Here is a 17,778-nt window from a genome sequence, read left to right on the forward strand (position 1 = left end):
GCACGGAAATGGCGATGCCCAAAGCAGCGTTTTTCGATGCTGCGTTGCAATGTGAGCCGGCTGCGAATTCCCCGGGTTCGGACCGCCCGCTGGCTGCCAATTTTACAGGCCGAAAGCACGCCCGTCATGCTGCTGTAATGGTTTTTTTATTAGTTATTTCTACTTTATGGCGATTGTGACGCACAGCGGTATTGCGTGGAGGGTAGGATGGCCGTCGCGAAGCTTGAATTGTGGAAGAGCGAGCGCAAGCCGAAGATCAAGCCGTTGATCATCGCTGAAAAGGCACGCGTTATCGAAATCGAGTGCCTTCATTGCAGCCGCCACTATCTTCGCTGGTCCTCGATGGCCTCGGCCTATTGGCGGTGCGACGATTGCACCGCCAATCTGTGATCCATTGCCAACCTACAGGATCAGGATGGCGCGAAGGTCGTTGACGTTCGTGCCCGTCGGGCCAGGGACGAAGAGATCGCCAATGCCGTTAAAGGCCGTCCAGGCATCATTGTTTGCCAGCATTTCGGCGGGGACCATGCCCGCTTCGCGCAGCCGGGCCACGGTGCCGGCATCCGCAAAGGCGCCCGCATTGTCCTCGCTGCCATCGATGCCGTCCGTATCGGCCGCCATGGCATGAATACCGTCATGACCGTCAATGTCGATTGCGAGCGATAACAGGAATTCGGAATTCCGACCGCCCTTGCCCTTGCCTTTCAGCGTTACCGTCGTTTCACCGCCGGAAAGCAGCACGATCGGCTTGGCAAAGGGGCGGTTGCGATGGAGTATTTCGCGAGCGATGGCCGCATGGGTGTGGGCGGCTTCGCGGGCCTCGCCCTCGATCGCGTCTGACAGGATCGCCGCCTCTACGCCTGCTGCGCGTGCGACTTCGGCCGCCACCTCCAGGGATACACCGGCCGACGCGATGAGATGCACCTCGTTATAGGCAAAGCGTGGATCGTCCGGGCGAGGTGCGTCGGCCTCCTGCCTTTCGATATGTGCAAGAACGGCGGCAGGAAGCTCGATGCGATAGAGGCGAATGAGATCCAGCGCCTCGCTTCTGGTACCTGCACCCGGCACTGTCGGGCCGGAAGCGACGAGCGCGGGATCGTCGCCGGGAATATCGGAGACGACGAGCGAGATGACCTTGGCGGGGTGGGCCGCAGCCGCAAGGCGTCCACCCTTGATCGTCGACAGATGCTTACGAATGACGTTCATCGCCGAAATCGGCGCGCCGGAGGCGAGTAAAGCCTTGTTGACGGCGATCTCGTCGGCGAGCGTCAGGCCGCCTGCGGGTGATGGCAGCAGCGCAGAACCGCCGCCGGAAATGAGGGCAATCACCAGATCGTCCTCGGTGAGGCCTTCGACCAGCTTCAGAAGGCGCTTCGAGGCAACAAGCCCTGCCTCATCCGGCACGGGATGGGAGGCTTCAATGATTTCGATGTGACGGCAGGGAGCGGAGAAGCCGTATCGCGTCACCACGAGGCCCTCCAGCGGGCCATCCCAGCATTGCTCGAGTGCTGCGGCCATCTGTGCCGAACCCTTGCCGGCGCCGATGACCAGCGTGCGTCCCTTCGGCTTCGGCGGCAGGTGCGCGCGAATGCCGGTCAGCGGATCGGCCGCACGAACGGCAGCGTCGAACAGCGATGTGAGAAAGGTGCGGGGATCGGAAACGGTCATATCAAACTGCCTGTCCTGCGGTGAGCTTGTAACCAGTTGGTGGCTTAACTCACGCGAAGACGCAAGGGGTCAGAACTGCAATTGTGTCCTGCCGGATCAATCCTTATGTAGGAGAAAAGAGTTTCACACTTCTGCTCCAAGGATTTTTGATATGGCCGAACTCAAGGTGAAGACGAGGCAGACGGGCGCCACCGCCACGGTTGGCCGCACCGGTCTGCCGCATGTAACGACCGTGACGGGTGGAGAGATCGATATCGTGACCTCGCCGTCGCAGCCCGGTTTCAATCCGCTCGATCTGCTCTATTCTTCGCTGTCCGCCTGCCTGGTCTTGAGCGCCCGCATGGCGGCGAGCAGTCTCGGCGTGCTCGACAAGCTCACGGAAGTCACCGCCGTCGTCACAGGCGAGAAGGCCACCGAAGGCCTCTCCCGCGTCGAGAAATTCAACATCGCCTTCACCATCAAGGGTGATTTCAGTGATGAAATCCGCAACGCCATCGCGCACGCCGCAGAAGACGAGATCTGCACCGTCAGCAACACGATCCGCGGCAATCCTCAGTTTTCGACGACGATTTCGGGGTGAGTTTGGGTTCGGAATAGCCCCTCATCCGGCCTATCGGCCCCCTTCTTCCCGTTTTGACGGGGAGAAGGGTTAGGGTAGGTGCCTTTTTGTTATTTCGCCGGAAACTCAAAGCCTTCAAGATAAGGCCCAAGCTCCGGATCGATGTCCACTTTCACGGCGTTGTTGTAGATCGCCGTTGCGATCATGATGCCGGCGAAGGCGACGAGGTTGGCAAGCGTCGGCTCGTCGTAGCGCGCTTTCAGCCGCGCCCAGATCTCTTCGGGAATTGCGTTGGAATCCCTGACAATTGCCTTGCCGAATTCGATGAGCAAGGCTTCGTCCTCCGTTGGCACGATCGTTTCGGGTGTCAGGCCGGCATTGATCAGCGCACGGCGGAAAAAGCCGACCGGAATGATCGAGCGGCATTCGAGCGCGATTGCATGGCAAAGCAGCCATACGGCGCGGTCGTCCAATGCCGGGTGTAGCTCTTCGCGCAAGGGAAACCATTCCGCATAGATGCGATGGGCGACCGGCGAATGCAGCAATGTCCGCTTCATGTTCGTCATACGGCCGCGCAGTTGCACTTCGCGGTCATGCTCGGCGCGCACGGCGTCCGAAGCGGTTTCGTAATCGATCGGCGTGATATGGCTCATGTCAGTCTCTTTTACTGGCTTTCTTATTGCGCTGCCGCAGCAGTCGCCGGGAAGAAGCGGTTTTCCGGGCGCGGCAGGCCGAGGTGTTCGCGCAATGTCGTGCCTTCGTAGTCGCGGCGGAAGATGCCACGGCGCTGGAGCTCTGGAACGACGCGGGTGGTCACGTCAAGCAGTCCCTGCGGCAGGAACGGGAAGACGACGTTGAAACCATCGGAGCCTTCCTCGTGCAGCCATTGCTCCATCTCGTCGGCGATGCTTTCAGGCGTGCCGACGAAGGCGAGGCCGGCATAGCCGCCGAGGCGCTGGGCAAGCTGGCGCACCGTGAGCTTTTCGGCTTCTGCAAGAGCGATGACGCGTTCGCGCCCGCTCTTGCTGGCGTTGGTTTCCGGCGTTTCCGGCAGCGGACCATCCGGATCGAATTTCGAAGCATCGTGCCCCAGCGCGATCGAGAGCGATGCGATGGCGCTATCGTAGTGGACGAGACTGTCGAGCTTAGCGCGCTTCGCCTTTGCTTCCTCGATCGTGTCGCCGACGACGATGAAGGCGGCGGGCAGGATCTTCAGATGATCCGGGTTACGGCCTATCGCCTTCATCCGCCCCTTGATATCGGCAAAGATCGATTTGCCGTCCGCGAGATTACGAGGTGCTGCGAAGACCGCCTCTGCCGTTTCCGCGGCGAGCTGGCGGCCGGCATCGGATTGCCCTGCCTGCACGATGACGGGCCAGCCCTGCGGCGGGCGGGCGATGTTGAGGGGACCACGGACGCTCAGCTCCTCGCCCTTGTGCCCCAGCACGTGCATGCGCTCCGGATCGAAGAAGATGCCGCTGTCTTGGTCCGGAAGGAAAGCGTCGTCGGCGAAGCTATCCCAAAGGCCCGTGACGACATCGTAGAATTCGCGGGCGCGGTGGTAACGCTCGCCGTGTTCCCGATGCTCTTCAAGGCCAAAGTTCAGGGCGGCGTCGGGATTGGATGTGGTGACGATATTCCAGCCGGCGCGGCCGCCGCTGATGTGATCGAGCGAGGCGAAGCGGCGGGCGATATGATAGGGCAGGTCGAAGGTGGTGGAGGCGGTGGCGACGAGGCCGATCCTGTCGGTGACGGCGGCAAGCGCCGAAAGCAGGGTAAAGGGCTCGAAAGAGGTGACGGTCTGGCTGCGCTTCAACGCTTCGATCGGCATGTTGAGAACCGCAAGGTGATCCGCCATGAAGAAGGCGTCGAACTTCGCCTTTTCCAGCTCTTGCGCGAAGCTCTTGATATGCTGGAAATTGAAGTTGGCGTCCGGATAGGCACCGGGATAGCGCCAGGCTCCGGTGTGCAGGCTGACGGGGCGCATGAAGGCGCCAAGCTTCAATTGCTTCTGTTCGGTCATCGGCTCTCTCTCGAAAATCGCGGGGCTGCCATAACGTCGAAACGGCATCGCCAGCGGAATGATGCCCTACGACGTAGGCGCGCACCCCGCGCATTCAAAGAGCTGATTTCATTTATTTGATCGCTTTCATGGAATATTCATCCGGGCTGTTTTCCGCGTGGCTGTGTTCGGCAGGCATGTTGTTGTCAATATAGTCAAAATGCCATTTGGCACCCGGCGCTGCCATACCCATATAAATCCCTCTAAGGATGAGGCGGAAATCGTTGATGGCGTCGCTCATCGGTCCATGGCGAGATTTTCCGACGCATCGGTCTGTAGATCTGCTTGAGCGGATTGCGAAAGGCTGAGGCTCCGCGACCATCCTTCGAACGTGTCAAATCGCCGCTTCTGTGCCACAGAGGCGGCGATCCGTTACTTACATCAGGGCTATTTTGCGTCTTACAGCATTCCAAGCCTTCCAGTTTCGTACTAAAGCGAATCCTTTAGAGGGTCAGGAGATATCCATGGACGCGAAGGACATTGGCGAAATTGCCAGCTGGCTCATGCAGGCCGGTCTCAAGGGGATGGCGGAAGCGGATATCCTGGCCGGTTTCTGTGAGCAGTGCCGTCGGCATGGTCTCAACCTCGACCGCGCGATGGCGCTTATGGATACGTTGCATCCTGTTTATGAAGGCCGCGCCTTCCGTTGGGATGGCAACAGGGTTGTCGAGCGCGAGTTCGAATATGGTCCGTCGCATCAGGGGATCGCCTCCGAAAACTGGCTGCGTTCAGCCTTTCATCATATGTTGACGACGGGTGGCGACGAGGTACGGCGGCGCATTGGTTTTGGCGATCCCGCTGATTTCTACGGGCTCGACACGCTGCTGGCAGATGGACACACCGATTACATCGCCATGGTGCATCGCTTTGAAGAAGGCGGCACGATCGGCGAGATGGATTGCTTCTATTCCAACTTCGCAACGGCCGCCGAAATCGGGTTTCCGGACGAGGATTTGCGTGTGCTGCGCAAGCTGACGCCGGCCCTGGCTCTGGCCATCAAGTGCACAGGCATGAGCCGCATTGCGCGCACCATTGCCGAGGTCTATCTCGGCGAAGATGCCGCCCGGCATGTTCTTGAAGGCAAGATCACGCGAGGCAAGACCGAACGGATCTCAGCGGCGCTATGGTTCTCCGATCTGGCCAACTACACCCGCATTTCGGATACGGCCGAGCCGGATGAAATCATTCCCATGCTGAATGCTTATGCCGATGCCGTCATCTCCTCGATCCACGAGGCGGGCGGCAATGTGCTGAAGCTGATCGGCGATGGTACGCTTGCGATTTTCAAGGCCCGGAATTCCGCAGATGCCTGCGCCGCCGCCCTGATGGCGGAATCGCTGCTGCGTCAGCGACTGCGCGATCTCAATTCGCAGCGGCAGATCGAGGGCAGGCCGGTCACAGACGTCTATCTCGGCCTGCATATCGGCGATGTCTTCTATGGCAATATCGGCAGCATGGACCGGCTGGATTTCACCGTTATTGGCCCGGCCGTCAACGAGGTCAGCCGTATCGCTTCGATGTGCCGGTCTGCCGACCGCAACATTCTGATGTCGTCGAACTTCATCGAGGCGTTGTCGAGCAACAGAAGCAACGATCTCGTGTCCGTCGGTCGTTACGCGCTGCGCGGCGTCAACCGGCCGCAGGAGTTGTTTACGCTGCTCTCTTCGGCTGCATAAACGCTTTATCTGCGCCCGGCGGCGAACATGGGGCCACCCTTGTTGGCAGGAAATCCATAGCCATTGATCATGACGAGGTCGATATCGCTGGCACGCGCGGCGATGCCGCCCGACAGCAGGGTCTCGCCTTCGTCGGCCATGGCCTTCAGCAGGCGGGCGACGATCTCGTCTGCGGTGAAATGCTTCGGCGCAATGTTCTTTTCCGCACGGGCGGCTTCGATCATGGCTGTGACTTCGGGATCGATCCTGCGCTTGCCGTCCGGATAAGCGTACCAGCCACGGCCGGACTTCTGACCGAAGCGACCGGCTTCGCAGAGGCGATCGGCAATGACGACATAGCGCTCCGTCGGATGACGGCTCGCGGCCTGTCGCTTGCGACGCGCCCAGGCGATTTCCAGACCGGCCATGTCGTAGACGGCGAATAGGCCCATCGGGAAACCATAGGTTTCCAACGCCACATCGATTTCATGCGGCAGAGCGCCGTCCTCGATCATGTATTCCGCCTCGCGGCGATAGGCTGAAAAGATGCTGTTGCCGATGAAACCTTCGGTGACGCCAGAGACCACTGGGAGCTTTCCCAGCCTTTTTGCCAAAGCGAGGGCGGTTGCCAGCACATCGGGCGCCGTCTGCTTGCAGTTCACCACTTCGAGAAGGCGCATGATGTGTGCCGGCGAGAAGAAATGCAGCCCGACGATACGTTCTGGCCGTTGTGTTGCGCTGGCGATCACATTGGGGTCGAGATAGCTCGTATTGGTCGCCAGGATCGTGTCGGCACGCACGATGGTGTCGAGGTGCTGGAACAATTCGGTCTTGACGGTGAGATCGTCGAAGACGGCTTCGATGACGATATCGGCCTCCGCCAACTGCTGCATATCCGCAGTGACGGCCAGTCGCGACAGGCGGTCCTCAAGCCCGGCGGCATCGAGACGTCCGGTCTGCACCGCCTTGTCCAGCAGGCCGGCAATCCGGTCGCGACCCTTCTCGGCAGCTTGCGCGCTTTGTTCGACGCCGATGACACGGTAGCCGCCGTTGAGTGCGGCGACGGCAATACCCGATCCCATCAGGCCCGTACCGACGATGCCGACGGTTTCGATCTTGCGCGGAGCGATAGCCTCCAGTCCCTCCACCTTGCCGGCGGCGCGTTCGGCGAAGAAGACGTGGCGCAGGGCGGCAGCCTCTTCGCTATCGCGAAGTTCGATGAAGGTGCGGCGTTCCTCGGCCAATCCTTCTTGCAATGGTGTGGTTGCCGCGAGGCGGACGAGGCGGATGGCTTCAGCGGGCGCGCGCTGGCCACGAGCTTTGCGCAATGCGTCTGCTGCAGCCTTGTCGATGGCTTCGAGCGCTTCCGACGGCACGGATAAAACGCCGGTGCAGCGCAGGCTGGCGGCGCTTGTTGTCTTGATATCGGCGATGGTGTCGGCGAGCAACGCATCGCCGGATACGCCATCGACGATGCCAAGCGTCTTTGCCTCAGTCGCGGATATGATGCGGCCATTGGCGATCAGGTCGATTGCGGCAGCGGTGCCGATGAGCCGCGGCAGTCGCTGCGTACCACCGGCGCCCGGCACGATGCCGAGCTTGACTTCTGGGAGACCGAGCTTTGCTGTCGGCGCGGCAAGGCGGCGGTGGCAGGCAAGCGCCACTTCCAGGCCGCCGCCAAGTGCTGCGCCGTTGATCGCGGCGGCAACCGGCTTCCCAAGAGCTTCGATGCGCGAGATGACCTCGGGCAGCAGCGGCTCGACCGGTGGCTTGCCGAATTCCTTGATGTCGGCGCCGCCGATGAAGCTGTTGCCTGCACCGGTCAGGACCACTCCAGCGACATCCTCACTCTTTTCGGCATGATCAAGTGCCGCCATCAGGCCGGCCCGGACATTGGCCGAGAGCGCGTTGACGGGCGCGTTGTCTATGGTGACGACGAGGATCGCTTCTGTCAGCGCCGCCGAGATGGTGTCCGAAAAGCGCAATGCCGACATGATATTCCCTGCCTGTCCGATCTTATTCCGGGATGACGGCGGTTGCCTGGATCTCAATCTTGGCGCGATCTTCGACGAGTGCTACGACCTGCATCGCAGCCATGGCCGGGAAGTGGCGGCCGATAATCTCGCGATACGCCTGGCCGATACCCTTCAGATTGCCGAGATATTCCTTTTTATCAATGAAATACCAGGTCATCGAGGTAATGTGGGTCGGCTCGGCGCCGCCTTCAGCAAGGATGGCAACGACGTTCTTCAGCGTCTGGCGCACCTGCTCGACGAAATCGTCGCTTTCGAATTCGCAGGCGGCATTCCAGCCGACCTGACCGCCGACGAACACCGTACGGCCTGTCGCCGCTACGCCATTGGCATAGCCGATCGGCTTGGCCCAGCCTTCAGGTTGCAGGATGGTGTGCATCGGTCGTCTCCAGATGAGAGGTCAGCGCGGCGCGGATATCATCCGGCCATGCGTATGATTGATTGTTATCGAGCGAGGTGGCGACGACGCGATGCTTGGCCGTCCAAAGCACCTGACCGTTCGCCGAAACCTGATGTTCCAGATCGAGCGAAGAACGGCCGATGCCGCGGACGACAAGCACGAATTCCAGTTCGTCGCCTTGCAGGCCCGGCTTCATGAAGGTCAGATCGAGCCGCACGGTGGGGACACCGATGCGGCGGTTGTCGATCAAGCGCCTCCAGGGGAAGCCGAGCGAGGCGAAGTAGTCTTCCAGCACCCCCACGAGGATGTTCAGATACGATGGGAAATAGGCGATCCCAGAGGGATCGCAATCTCCGAAACGTAAGGGTTTGGTGGTCTTGAATGCCAAAGCGGACCTCAGTTCGAAAAGGCGGCGATGCCTGTGATGGCGCGGCCGAGAATGAGGGCGTGGATGTCGTGCGTGCCCTCATAGGTGTTGACCACTTCGAGGTTGACGAGATGGCGCGCGATGCCGAACTCATCCGAGATGCCGTTGCCACCGAGCATGTCGCGGGCAGCGCGCGCGATATCGAGCGCCTTGCCGCAGCTGTTGCGCTTGAGGATGGAGGTGAGCTCGACAGGCGGATGGCCTTCTTCCTTCATGCGGCCGAGACGCAGGCAGCCCTGCAGGCCGAGCGTGATCTCCGTCACCATGTCGGCAAGCTTTTTCTGGATCAGCTGGTTGGCTGCAAGGGGACGTCCGAACTGCTTGCGGTCGAGCACATATTGGCGCGCCTTGGCGTAGCAATCCTCGGCGGCGCCGAGCGCACCCCAGGCAATGCCGAAGCGTGCGGAGTTGAGGCAGGTGAAGGGACCCTTGAGGCCGGATACGTTCGGCATCAGGTTTTCTTCGGGCACGAAGACATTGTCCATGACGACTTCGCCGGTGATGGAAGCACGCAGGCCGACCTTGCCGTGGATGGCCGGTGCAGACAGGCCCTTCCAGCCCTTCTCGAGGATGAAGCCGTGGATGAGGCCATCCTCGGTCTTGGCCCAGACGACGAAGACATCGGCGATCGGCGCATTCGAAATCCAGGTCTTGGCGCCGGTCAGGCTGTAGCCGCCATCGACCTTCTTTGCGCGGGTGACCATCGAGCCGGGATCGGAGCCGTGGTTCGGCTCGGTGAGGCCGAAGCAGCCGATCCATTCGCCGGTCGCGAGCTTCGGCAGGTACTTCTGCTTCTGTTCTTCGGAGCCAAAGGTCTCGATCGGCACCATGACGAGCGAGGATTGCACGCTCATCATCGAGCGGTAGCCGCTATCGACGCGTTCGACTTCGCGGGCGATCAGGCCGTAGGCGACGTAGCTGAGGCCAGCACCGCCATATTCCGGGGAGATCGTCGGGCCGAGCAGGCCGAGCTCACCCATTTCGCGGAAGATCGCCGGATCGGTCTTTTCATGGCGGAAGGCTTCGAGGACGCGTGGCGCGAGCTTTTCCTGCGCGTAGGAATGCGCGGTATCAAGCACCATGCGTTCGTCGTCGCTTAGCTGCTCCGTCAGCCGGAACGGGTCGGCCCAGTCGAAAATCTCGCGGCTCATGCTGGTATCTCCCATTAGAGCGTTTCAGTGTTTCCAGTTAGCACTGAACCGCTCAAGTTTTTTGTTCACGCAATTCCGGGCGGAAAACCGCTTCGCACTTTTCCTGGAATTGCTCTAGGTCTTCAAAAGTTCGCGCGCGACGATGAGTTTCTGAACTTCGGTCGCACCTTCATAGATGCGAAGCGCGCGGATCTCCCGATAGAGTTTTTCCGTTATCTCGCCCGACTTCACGCCGCGCCCGCCAAAGAGCTGGACGGCACGGTCGATGACGTTTTGCGCGGTTTCCGTTGCCGTCATCTTGGCCATGGCTGCCTCGCGCGTCGTCGGCAAGCGCTGCACGTCTCGACGCCAGGCCGCCCGATAGGTGAGCAATGCCGCCGCGTCGATGCCGGTCGCCATATCGCCGAGGGCGGCCTGCGTCAACTGAAGGTCGGCAAGGGCTGCCCCGAACATCGGGCGTGCGCGTGCGTGAGCCAGCGATTCATCCATTGCGCGGCGGGCAAAGCCGAGGGCAGCAGCGGCGACCGAAGCGCGGAATATATCGAGCGTGCGCATGGCGATCTTGAAGCCTTCGCCAGCTGCGCCGAGACGGCGCGACGCGGGAATGCGGCAGTTCTCAAAACGGATCGTCGCCAGCGGATGCGGCGCGATGACCTCAATACGTTCGGCAATCGAGAAGCCGGGATCGTCGGCAAAGACGACGAAGGCAGAGATGCCGCGGGTTCCAGGCGCTTCGCCGGTGCGCGCAAAGACGGTGTAGACATCGGCGATGCCGCCATTGGAAATCCAGGTCTTCTCGCCATCAAGGACATAGTGGTTGCCGTCGAGACGGGCAGCGCAGCTCATGGCGGCCACGTCGGAGCCGGCATCCTTTTCCGACAGAGCGAAAGCGGCAAGCCAATCGCCGGAGCGCACCTTGGGCAGAACGGCAGAGCGCAATTCGGACGAGCCGGAAAGGCCGATCGCGCCGGTGCCGAGGCCCTGCATGGCAAAGGCGAAATCGGCAAGGCCGTCATGCCAGGCCAGCGTTTCGCGGGCGAGGCAGACCATGCGGGAATCGACCAGCGGTTCATTATCGGAGAACCCGGTTGCGGCGGTCAGAAGCCCGGCTTCGCCCAGCGCTTTGACTAGCTTGCGGCACGCGCCATCGACATCGGCGTGATCGATCGAAGCCATGGCGCCGGACTTTGCGAAAACATCGACCTCGGCGGCGAAGCGGTGATGGCGCTCCTCGAAGAAGGGCCAATCCAGATGATCGCGGGTCAGGCCGGGGAGGCTGTTTACCGTCGACATCGCCTCAGTCCCCCTGAAATTCCGGTTTGCGCTTGGCGGCGAAGGCTTCGAAGGCGCGGCGGAAATCCTGTGTCGCCATGCAGACGGCCTGGGCCTGCGCTTCGGATTCGATCATTTCGTCGATCCCCATCGCCCATTCCTGGTTCAGCATGGTCTTCGTCATGCCGTGGGCAAACCAAGGTCCGTCAGCCAGCGAACGCGCGAGCTTGATCGCTTCGGCTTCGAGATCGGTGCTGGCGTGCAGGCCGTTATAGAAGCCCCAGGCCTGTCCTTCCGCTGCCGTCATCGAACGGCCGGTAAAGAGAAGCTCGGCGGCGCGACCCTGGCCGATGATGCGGGGCAGGATGCCGCAGGCGCCCATATCGGCGCCGGCCAGACCGACGCGGGTAAAGAGGAAGGCCGTCTTGGCTTCCGGCGTCGCCAGCCTCAGATCCGAGGCCATGGCAAGGATGGCGCCGGCGCCCGCGCAGATGCCGTCCACAGCCGTAATGATCGGCTGCGGGCACTTGCGCATCGCCTTGACGAGATCGCCGGTCATGCGCGTGAAGGCCAGTAGCTCGGGCATCGCCATGCGGGTCAACGGTTCGATGATCTCGAAGACATCGCCGCCCGAGGAAAAGTTGCCGCCGGCGCCGGTCAGCACGATGGCACGGATATCGGATGCGTAAACGAGATCGCGAAAGAGATCGCGCAGCTCGGCATAGCTGTCGAAGGTCAGCGGGTTCTTACGCTCGGGGCGGTTCAGGCGGATGGTGGCAACGCGGCCGTCTTCGCTGACATCCCAGAGGAAATGCTGTGGCTTCAGATCCTTGAAGGGCTTCAAATATCCCTTCATCGTCATATCCAGATCGCTCATCGCCTTCAAATCTCCCCACCGGCAACCGCAATTGGCTGTCCATTGATCGATGCTGCGGCTGGTGATGCCAGCCATAGCACGGTGTCGGCAACCTCTTCCGGCTTGATCAGCCGTCCTTGCGGATTGGATTTCGTGAATTCGCCAAGCGCCTGCTCGGCGGTGCGCCCGGTCTTGGCGACGATCGTTTCGATCGAGCGCTGGATGATCGGCGTATCGGTGAAGCCGGGGCAGACGGCATTGACTGTTATGCCGGTCTTCGCCAGCTCCAGCGCCAGCGAGCGGGTGAGGCCTACGACCCCATGCTTGGCCGCGACGTAAGCCGATACGTAGCCATAGCCCTTCAAACCGGCCGTCGAGGCGATGTTGATGATACGCGCGCCGGAACCTCTTGCTTTCAGATCGGGAAGAGCTGCCTGCGTCACCACGAACACACCCGTCAGGTCGACCGAAAGGACATGGTTCCAGGCCTCAAGTGTCGTCTTCTCGAAGGGTGCGCTCGGCGCTTCGCCGGCATTGTTGATGAGGATATCGACGGGGCCGAATTTCTCGCGTGCCTTGGCAAGGCCTTGGGCCACGGCCTCGGCGCTTGTCACATCGAAGCGGTCGACCACCAAGGCATGAGCACCGATTTCGGCGGCAACCGCTTCCAACGGCTCCTTGCGACGGCCGGCGAGGCTGACATGCGCGCCTTCAGCCGCGAGCGCCTTGGCGATCGCTGCACCGATGCCGCTGCCGGCCCCGGTGACGAGGGCGTGACGGCCGGCGAGTTTGCCCGAAGTCGTCATTCGATCCTCACTTCGACGGCGCGGTTGTGGCCGCGCGGGCGAGGTTGGTTTCATATTGCGTCTTGCCCGAAAGATATTGCTTCGGCCACGGAATGGAAGTTAGCCCGATCTTGGCGGCTTCATGCAGCGCCCAGGCCGGATCGGCCAGATGCGGGCGTGCAACGGCGCAAAGATCGGCGCGGCCTGCGGCGATGATGGAGTTGGCGTGATCGGCCTCGGAGATCGCACCGACGGCAATCGTCGGGATGCCGATCTCGTTGCGGATCTTGTCGGAGAACGGCGTCTGGAACAGGCGGCCGTAAACCGGCTGTTCCTGTTTCGAAACCTGTCCCGACGAGCAATCGATGAGGTCGGCGCCGGCATCCTTGAACATGCGGGCGAAAATCGCGGCATCCTCCGGCGTGTTGCCGCCATCGGTCCAGTCATGGCAGGAGAGACGAACCGAGATCGGCTTGTCCGCCGGCCAGATGGCGCGCATCGCCTTGAATATCTCAAGGGGATAGCGGGCACGGTTTTCATGGCTGCCGCCGTATTCGTCTTCACGCAGATTGGTCAGCGGCGACAGGAAGCTCGACAGCAGATAGCCGTGAGCGCAATGCAGCTCCAGCCAGTCAGCGTCGGTTTCGAGCGCCAGTTCCGTTGAGCGGATGAAGTCGGCCTTGACGCGATCCATATCGGCGCGATCCATGGCCTTCGGCACCTGGCTGTTTTTGAGGTAGGGGATTGCCGAGGCCGAGATCAGCGGCCAGCCGCCTTCGGCCAAAGGCTGGTCGATACCTTCCCAGGCGAGCTTGGTGGCACCCTTGCGTCCGGCGTGGCCGATCTGGATGCCGACCTTGGCGGCGCTGTTCATGTGAACGAAATCGACCAGACGCTTCCATTGCGCCACCTGCTCTTCGTTCCAGAGGCCGAGGCAGCCGGGTGTGATGCGGGCGTCCGGCGTCACGCAGGTCATTTCCGCGAAGATCAGACCAGCGCCACCAAGCGCGCGCGAGCCGAGGTGGATGATGTGGAAGTCGTTCATCACGCCATCTTCGGCCGAATACATCGCCATCGGCGACATGACGATGCGGTTGACGAGATGAACATCGCGTAGCTTGTAGGGCGTGAACATCGGTGGCAGGCAGCGATCGTTGCCAACCGAGAGACCGGATTTTTCGGCGAACCAGCGCTCATAGCCCTCAAGCCAGGTCTTGTCGCGCAGCCGCAGATTTTCGTGGCTGATCCGCTGCGAGCGGGTCAGCATCGAATACATGAATTGCGGCGGCTCGAGCGTGTCGGCATAGCGGCGTCCGACGACTTCGAACCATTCCATCGCGTTGCGTGCGGCGTTCTGGATTCGGGCGACGTCGACGCGGCGGATTTCCTCGTAGGTCTCAAGAGCGGCCGGTATCTTGTCTTTCTCGTGGCCGTGGATCTGGAACTGCCGAGTCAGCTCGATGGCATCGTCGATCGCGAGCTTGGTGCCCGAGCCGATGGCGAAATGTGCGGTGTGAGCGGCATCGCCCATCAGGACAACATGTGAGTTGCCGTTGAAATGGCTCCACTTGCCGCAGATCAGACGGTTGAAATTCAGCCATGCCGAGCCGCGGATATGGCGGGCATTGGTCATCAGCGAAGCGCCTTCCAGCACTTCGGAGAACAGGTCTTCGCAAAAGGCGATGGAGCCGTCCTGATCCATCTTGTCGAGGCCGTGGGCGAGATAGGCCTCTTCTGTCGTCTCGACGATGAAGGTCGAAGTCTTGTCGTCGAACTTGTAGATATGCGACTGGAACCAGCCGTGATCGGTGCGGCGGAAATCGAAGGTGAAGGCGTCGAAAAGCTTGTTGGTTCCGAGCCAGATGTAGCGGTTCGGCCGGGTGATCATATCAGGCTGGAAGACGTCCGGATAATGATTGCGGATGCGGGAATTAAGACCGTCCGAACCGATGACCAGATCGGCATCGGGATAATCGAGATCGGAATTGACGTCGGTTTCGAAGATCAACTCGACATCCAGCGCCTCGCAGCGCTTCTGTAGAATGTTCAAGAGCTTCTTGCGGCCGATACCGACGAAGCCGTGGCCCGAGGTGCGCTGGCGGGTGCCCTTGAACAGGACTTCGATATCGTCCCAGTGATTGAAGGCATCCTCGATTTCTGCAGCGCTTTCGGGGTCCCATTCGCGCATCGAAACCATGGTCGCGTCGGAGAAGACGACGCCCCAGCCGAACGTATCATAGGGCCGATTGCGCTCGACCACGCGGATCGAATGTTCAGGATGGAGTTTCTTCATCAGAAGCGCGAAGTAGAGCCCTGCGGGGCCGCCGCCGATACAGACGATGCGCATCGCTTTTCCCTCCTCTTCAGGCCGGAGCCGATCTCAAAATCATTTAAACTTAAAATATCTTGTCGCTGCCATTCGTCAAGGGTTTTCCCGCCGAAATCTGCGGCCGGATGATGGCTATGATAACACGAAAACTGGAAATTCTGCTTTTGAATCAATGGAAAGTCAAAAATATTTTAGGCTTAAAATTTCTTGCTTGAACATTGCGGGCTTCAGTGCGATCTTTTTCGCAACGCTACACGCGCTGCGGGGGAAACCGGCGATGATGGCGATTTGATCGATAAGAATGTGGGAGCAAGGCAATGCTGGGACCGACCGGTCATACCGATACATTCACGCGAGACAATCTGCCGCCATTCGATGAGTGGCCCGAACTGCTGATGGATGGTTTCGACTATCCGGAATGGCTGAATGCCGGTTTCGAACTCAGCGACCGGATGGTCGAGAAGGGTTTCGGCGACAATGTCGCCCTGATCGGCAACGGTCGTCGCCGTACCTACAAGGAGCTGGCGGACTGGACCAATCGCATCGCTCACGCGCTCATCGAGAATTTCGGGGTGAAGCCAGGCAATCGCGTTCTCATCCGCTCCGGCAACAACCCCGCAATGATTGCCTGCTGGTTGGCGGTGACGAAGGTGGGTGCCGTTGCCGTCAACACCATGCCGATGCTCAGGGCAGGCGAGCTTTCGAAGGTTATCGACAAGGCCGAGATCTCGTTTGCGCTTTGCGATACCAGGCTGCTGGAAGAGCTCGTGGCGGCCGCCAAGGATAGCCAATTCCTGAAGCAGGTCGTCGGCTTCGACGGAACGGCCAATCACGATGCCGAGCTTGACCGTATCGCGCTCAATAAGCCGGTTCGCTTCGAACCGGTAAAAACCGGACGGGACGACGTCGCACTGCTCGGCTTCACATCGGGCTCGACCGGTGTGCCGAAGGCGACGATGCACTTCCATCGGGATATCCTCATTATCGCCGACGCTTATGCCAAGGAAGTGCTGCAGGTGACGTCCGACGATGTCTTCATCGGTTCGCCGCCGATCGCTTTCACCTTCGGTCTCGGCGGTCTGGTCGTCTTTCCCTTGCGCTTCGGCGCTTCGACGGCGCTGCTCGAAAACGCCTCGCCGAAGAACATGGTCGAGATCATCCAGGAATATGGCGCGACCATCAGCTTCACCGCGCCGACGGCCTATCGCGCCATGCTGGCGGCGATGGAGGAGGGAGCAGATCTCTCTTCCCTTCGAGTCGCGGTTTCAGCCGGTGAAACGCTGCCCGGCCCGATCTTCGAAGAGTGGACGCGCAAGACCGGCAAGCCGATCCTCGACGGTATCGGCTCGACGGAAATGCTGCATATCTTCATTTCCAATCGGCTTTCCGATGCCAAGCCGAACTGCACCGGCAAGCCGTTGACGGGTTATGAGGCCCGCGTTGTGGACGACGAGATGAACGAGGTTCCAATCGGCGCGATCGGCAAGCTTGTCGTTCGTGGTCCGATCGGTTGCCGCTATCTCGCCGACCACAGGCAAGCCGACTATGTGCGGGACGGGTGGAACCTGACGGGCGACAGCTTCATTCAGGACGAAGACGGCTATTTCCATTTTGCAGCCCGTTCCGACGACATCATTCTTTCGGCCGGATACAATATTGCCGGGCCCGAAGTGGAGGCGGCGCTCCTGTCGCACGCCGATGTGCTTGAATGCGCCGTGATCGGCACGCCGGACGAGGATCGAGGCAGCATCGTTCAGGCGCATGTTGTGCTGGCGTCGGGTGTCGCCGCATCGGATCTGCTGGTCAAGGCGCTGCAGGATCACGTCAAGGCAGTCATCGCGCCCTACAAGTATCCGCGCTCTATCATTTTCGTCGAGGCTCTGCCGAAGACGGAATCAGGCAAAATACAGCGTTTCCGCCTGAAGACGCCGGCGGCTTGATCGCTGCAAATTCCGTGAAAAGCGGGCCTGTTCCAGGCGGCAAAGTCCCAGCACCGATCATTTGCCCGGATGCCTCGGATCCCACAACACGGTTTTGGCATCTTTCTCGTATGCCATGCCCTTGGGATAGCTGATCGCTTCGAACTGCAGACCCCACGGCGCCTGAAAATACAGGATCGACTGGCCGGCGGCCGGGCCGTCCTGGACCGGGAACGGTCCCAGACGTGTCTCGATGTTATGGCTGTCCAGATAGGCCTTTGCCGCATCGATGTCATCGACGTAGAGCGAGATATGAAATGCGCCGATGTCGCTGTTCTTCTGTTTCAGATCTCGCTGATCGGGAGCGACGTATTCGAAGAGCTCGATGTTCGAACCGAAACCGCAGCGTATTTGGGTGATCTGCTTTACCTGCGCCTTGGGGTGGACGCCGAGCAGATCCGTCATGAACGTTCCCTCGTCATCGGCAAACGGCCCGAATGACATTATGGCCTCGCAGCCAAGCACGTTTTGAAAGAAATCGACCGCCTGCTTCATATCCGGCACCGTGAGGCCCGTATGGTCGTGGCCACGAAGTCCGGGCAGCCCGCCGGCTTTTTTCTCTGCGGACACAGAGTCTTTCATGGTGATTCCCCTTTCCAGAT

General features: G+C 60.7%; 18 protein-coding genes. 5 read left to right on the plus strand and 13 right to left on the minus strand.

Annotated features, from left to right (window positions below; genetic code table 11):
* Positions 1–207: 207 nt before the first annotated feature.
* The gene (locus HGP17_RS23330; protein ID WP_168812835.1) at positions 208–390 is read left to right on the plus strand and encodes a hypothetical protein; all 183 of its coding nucleotides are present in this window, start codon (positions 208–210) and stop codon (positions 388–390) included.
* Between the two features lie 12 nt (positions 391–402).
* Here HGP17_RS23330 and HGP17_RS23335 read toward each other — a convergent pair whose 3' ends face one another.
* Positions 403–1,668: a glycerate kinase gene (locus tag HGP17_RS23335; RefSeq protein ID WP_168812836.1), complete on the minus strand. Its 1,266-nt coding sequence runs from the start codon at positions 1,666–1,668 to the stop codon at positions 403–405.
* A gap of 151 nt (positions 1,669–1,819) precedes the next feature.
* Between HGP17_RS23335 and HGP17_RS23340 the strand changes: the two genes are divergently transcribed.
* Positions 1,820–2,248: an OsmC family protein gene (locus HGP17_RS23340; RefSeq protein WP_168812837.1), complete on the plus strand. Its 429-nt coding sequence runs from the start codon at positions 1,820–1,822 to the stop codon at positions 2,246–2,248.
* A gap of 89 nt (positions 2,249–2,337) precedes the next feature.
* Here the strand turns inward: HGP17_RS23340 and HGP17_RS23345 are convergent, their stop codons facing one another.
* From HGP17_RS23345 to HGP17_RS34050, 3 genes are all read right to left on the minus strand, one after another.
* Complete coding sequence (locus tag HGP17_RS23345) at positions 2,338–2,880, minus strand: hypothetical protein (protein ID WP_168812838.1); 543 nt, start codon at positions 2,878–2,880, stop codon at positions 2,338–2,340.
* 23 nt (positions 2,881–2,903) lie between these two features.
* Positions 2,904–4,250 carry an LLM class flavin-dependent oxidoreductase gene (locus HGP17_RS23350; RefSeq protein WP_168812839.1) on the minus strand — a complete coding sequence of 449 codons (1,347 nt, stop codon included), beginning with the start codon at positions 4,248–4,250 and terminating at the stop codon, positions 2,904–2,906.
* 112 nt (positions 4,251–4,362) lie between these two features.
* Positions 4,363–4,530 (minus strand): hypothetical protein, encoded by a 168-nt coding sequence (locus HGP17_RS34050; protein WP_168812840.1) that lies wholly within the window; start codon positions 4,528–4,530, stop codon positions 4,363–4,365.
* 223 nt (positions 4,531–4,753) lie between these two features.
* Between HGP17_RS34050 and HGP17_RS23360 the strand changes: the two genes are divergently transcribed.
* Positions 4,754–5,965: an adenylate/guanylate cyclase domain-containing protein gene (locus HGP17_RS23360; protein ID WP_168812841.1), complete on the plus strand. Its 1,212-nt coding sequence runs from the start codon at positions 4,754–4,756 to the stop codon at positions 5,963–5,965.
* 5 nt (positions 5,966–5,970) lie between these two features.
* On the opposite strand, the gene HGP17_RS23365 is transcribed toward HGP17_RS23360, so the two are convergent.
* From HGP17_RS23365 to HGP17_RS23400, 8 genes are all read right to left on the minus strand, one after another.
* Entirely contained in the window at positions 5,971–7,938 is a 1,968-nt protein-coding gene (locus HGP17_RS23365) for a 3-hydroxyacyl-CoA dehydrogenase NAD-binding domain-containing protein (RefSeq protein WP_168812842.1), read from the minus strand.
* 22 nt (positions 7,939–7,960) lie between these two features.
* The gene (locus HGP17_RS23370; RefSeq protein WP_168812843.1) at positions 7,961–8,356 is read right to left on the minus strand and encodes a RidA family protein; all 396 of its coding nucleotides are present in this window, start codon (positions 8,354–8,356) and stop codon (positions 7,961–7,963) included.
* The gene (locus HGP17_RS23375) at positions 8,334–8,765 is read right to left on the minus strand and encodes a thioesterase family protein (protein ID WP_168812844.1); all 432 of its coding nucleotides are present in this window, start codon (positions 8,763–8,765) and stop codon (positions 8,334–8,336) included. Before HGP17_RS23375 ends, HGP17_RS23370 begins: the two co-directional genes overlap by 23 nt.
* Positions 8,766–8,773: 8 nt before the next feature.
* Positions 8,774–9,955 (minus strand): acyl-CoA dehydrogenase, encoded by a 1,182-nt coding sequence (locus HGP17_RS23380; RefSeq protein ID WP_168812845.1) that lies wholly within the window; start codon positions 9,953–9,955, stop codon positions 8,774–8,776.
* A 114-nt stretch (positions 9,956–10,069) separates the two neighbouring features.
* Positions 10,070–11,248: an acyl-CoA dehydrogenase family protein gene (locus HGP17_RS23385; protein ID WP_168812846.1), complete on the minus strand. Its 1,179-nt coding sequence runs from the start codon at positions 11,246–11,248 to the stop codon at positions 10,070–10,072.
* A 4-nt stretch (positions 11,249–11,252) separates the two neighbouring features.
* Positions 11,253–12,104 carry an enoyl-CoA hydratase family protein gene (locus HGP17_RS23390; protein WP_168812847.1) on the minus strand — a complete coding sequence of 284 codons (852 nt, stop codon included), beginning with the start codon at positions 12,102–12,104 and terminating at the stop codon, positions 11,253–11,255.
* 5 nt (positions 12,105–12,109) lie between these two features.
* Positions 12,110–12,889 (minus strand): SDR family NAD(P)-dependent oxidoreductase, encoded by a 780-nt coding sequence (locus HGP17_RS23395; protein ID WP_168812848.1) that lies wholly within the window; start codon positions 12,887–12,889, stop codon positions 12,110–12,112.
* A gap of 7 nt (positions 12,890–12,896) precedes the next feature.
* Complete coding sequence (locus tag HGP17_RS23400) at positions 12,897–15,215, minus strand: bifunctional salicylyl-CoA 5-hydroxylase/oxidoreductase (protein WP_168812849.1); 2,319 nt, start codon at positions 15,213–15,215, stop codon at positions 12,897–12,899.
* Here HGP17_RS23400 and HGP17_RS23405 point away from each other — a divergent pair.
* Together HGP17_RS23405 and HGP17_RS23410 are read left to right on the plus strand one after the other, a co-directional pair.
* On the plus strand, positions 15,208–15,489 hold the full coding sequence (locus tag HGP17_RS23405; protein ID WP_147413900.1) for a hypothetical protein: 282 nt from the start codon (positions 15,208–15,210) through the stop codon (positions 15,487–15,489). The genes HGP17_RS23400 and HGP17_RS23405 overlap by 8 nt on opposite strands.
* A 25-nt stretch (positions 15,490–15,514) precedes the next feature.
* Positions 15,515–17,137: an AMP-binding protein gene (locus HGP17_RS23410; protein ID WP_168812850.1), complete on the plus strand. Its 1,623-nt coding sequence runs from the start codon at positions 15,515–15,517 to the stop codon at positions 17,135–17,137.
* Between the two features lie 57 nt (positions 17,138–17,194).
* Here the strand turns inward: HGP17_RS23410 and HGP17_RS23415 are convergent, their stop codons facing one another.
* Positions 17,195–17,758 carry a VOC family protein gene (locus HGP17_RS23415; protein ID WP_168812851.1) on the minus strand — a complete coding sequence of 188 codons (564 nt, stop codon included), beginning with the start codon at positions 17,756–17,758 and terminating at the stop codon, positions 17,195–17,197.
* Between the last annotated feature and the right edge of the window lie 20 nt (positions 17,759–17,778).

The organism is Rhizobium sp. P38BS-XIX, from assembly GCF_012641435.1.
Lineage (GTDB): Bacteria > Pseudomonadota > Alphaproteobacteria > Rhizobiales > Rhizobiaceae > Rhizobium.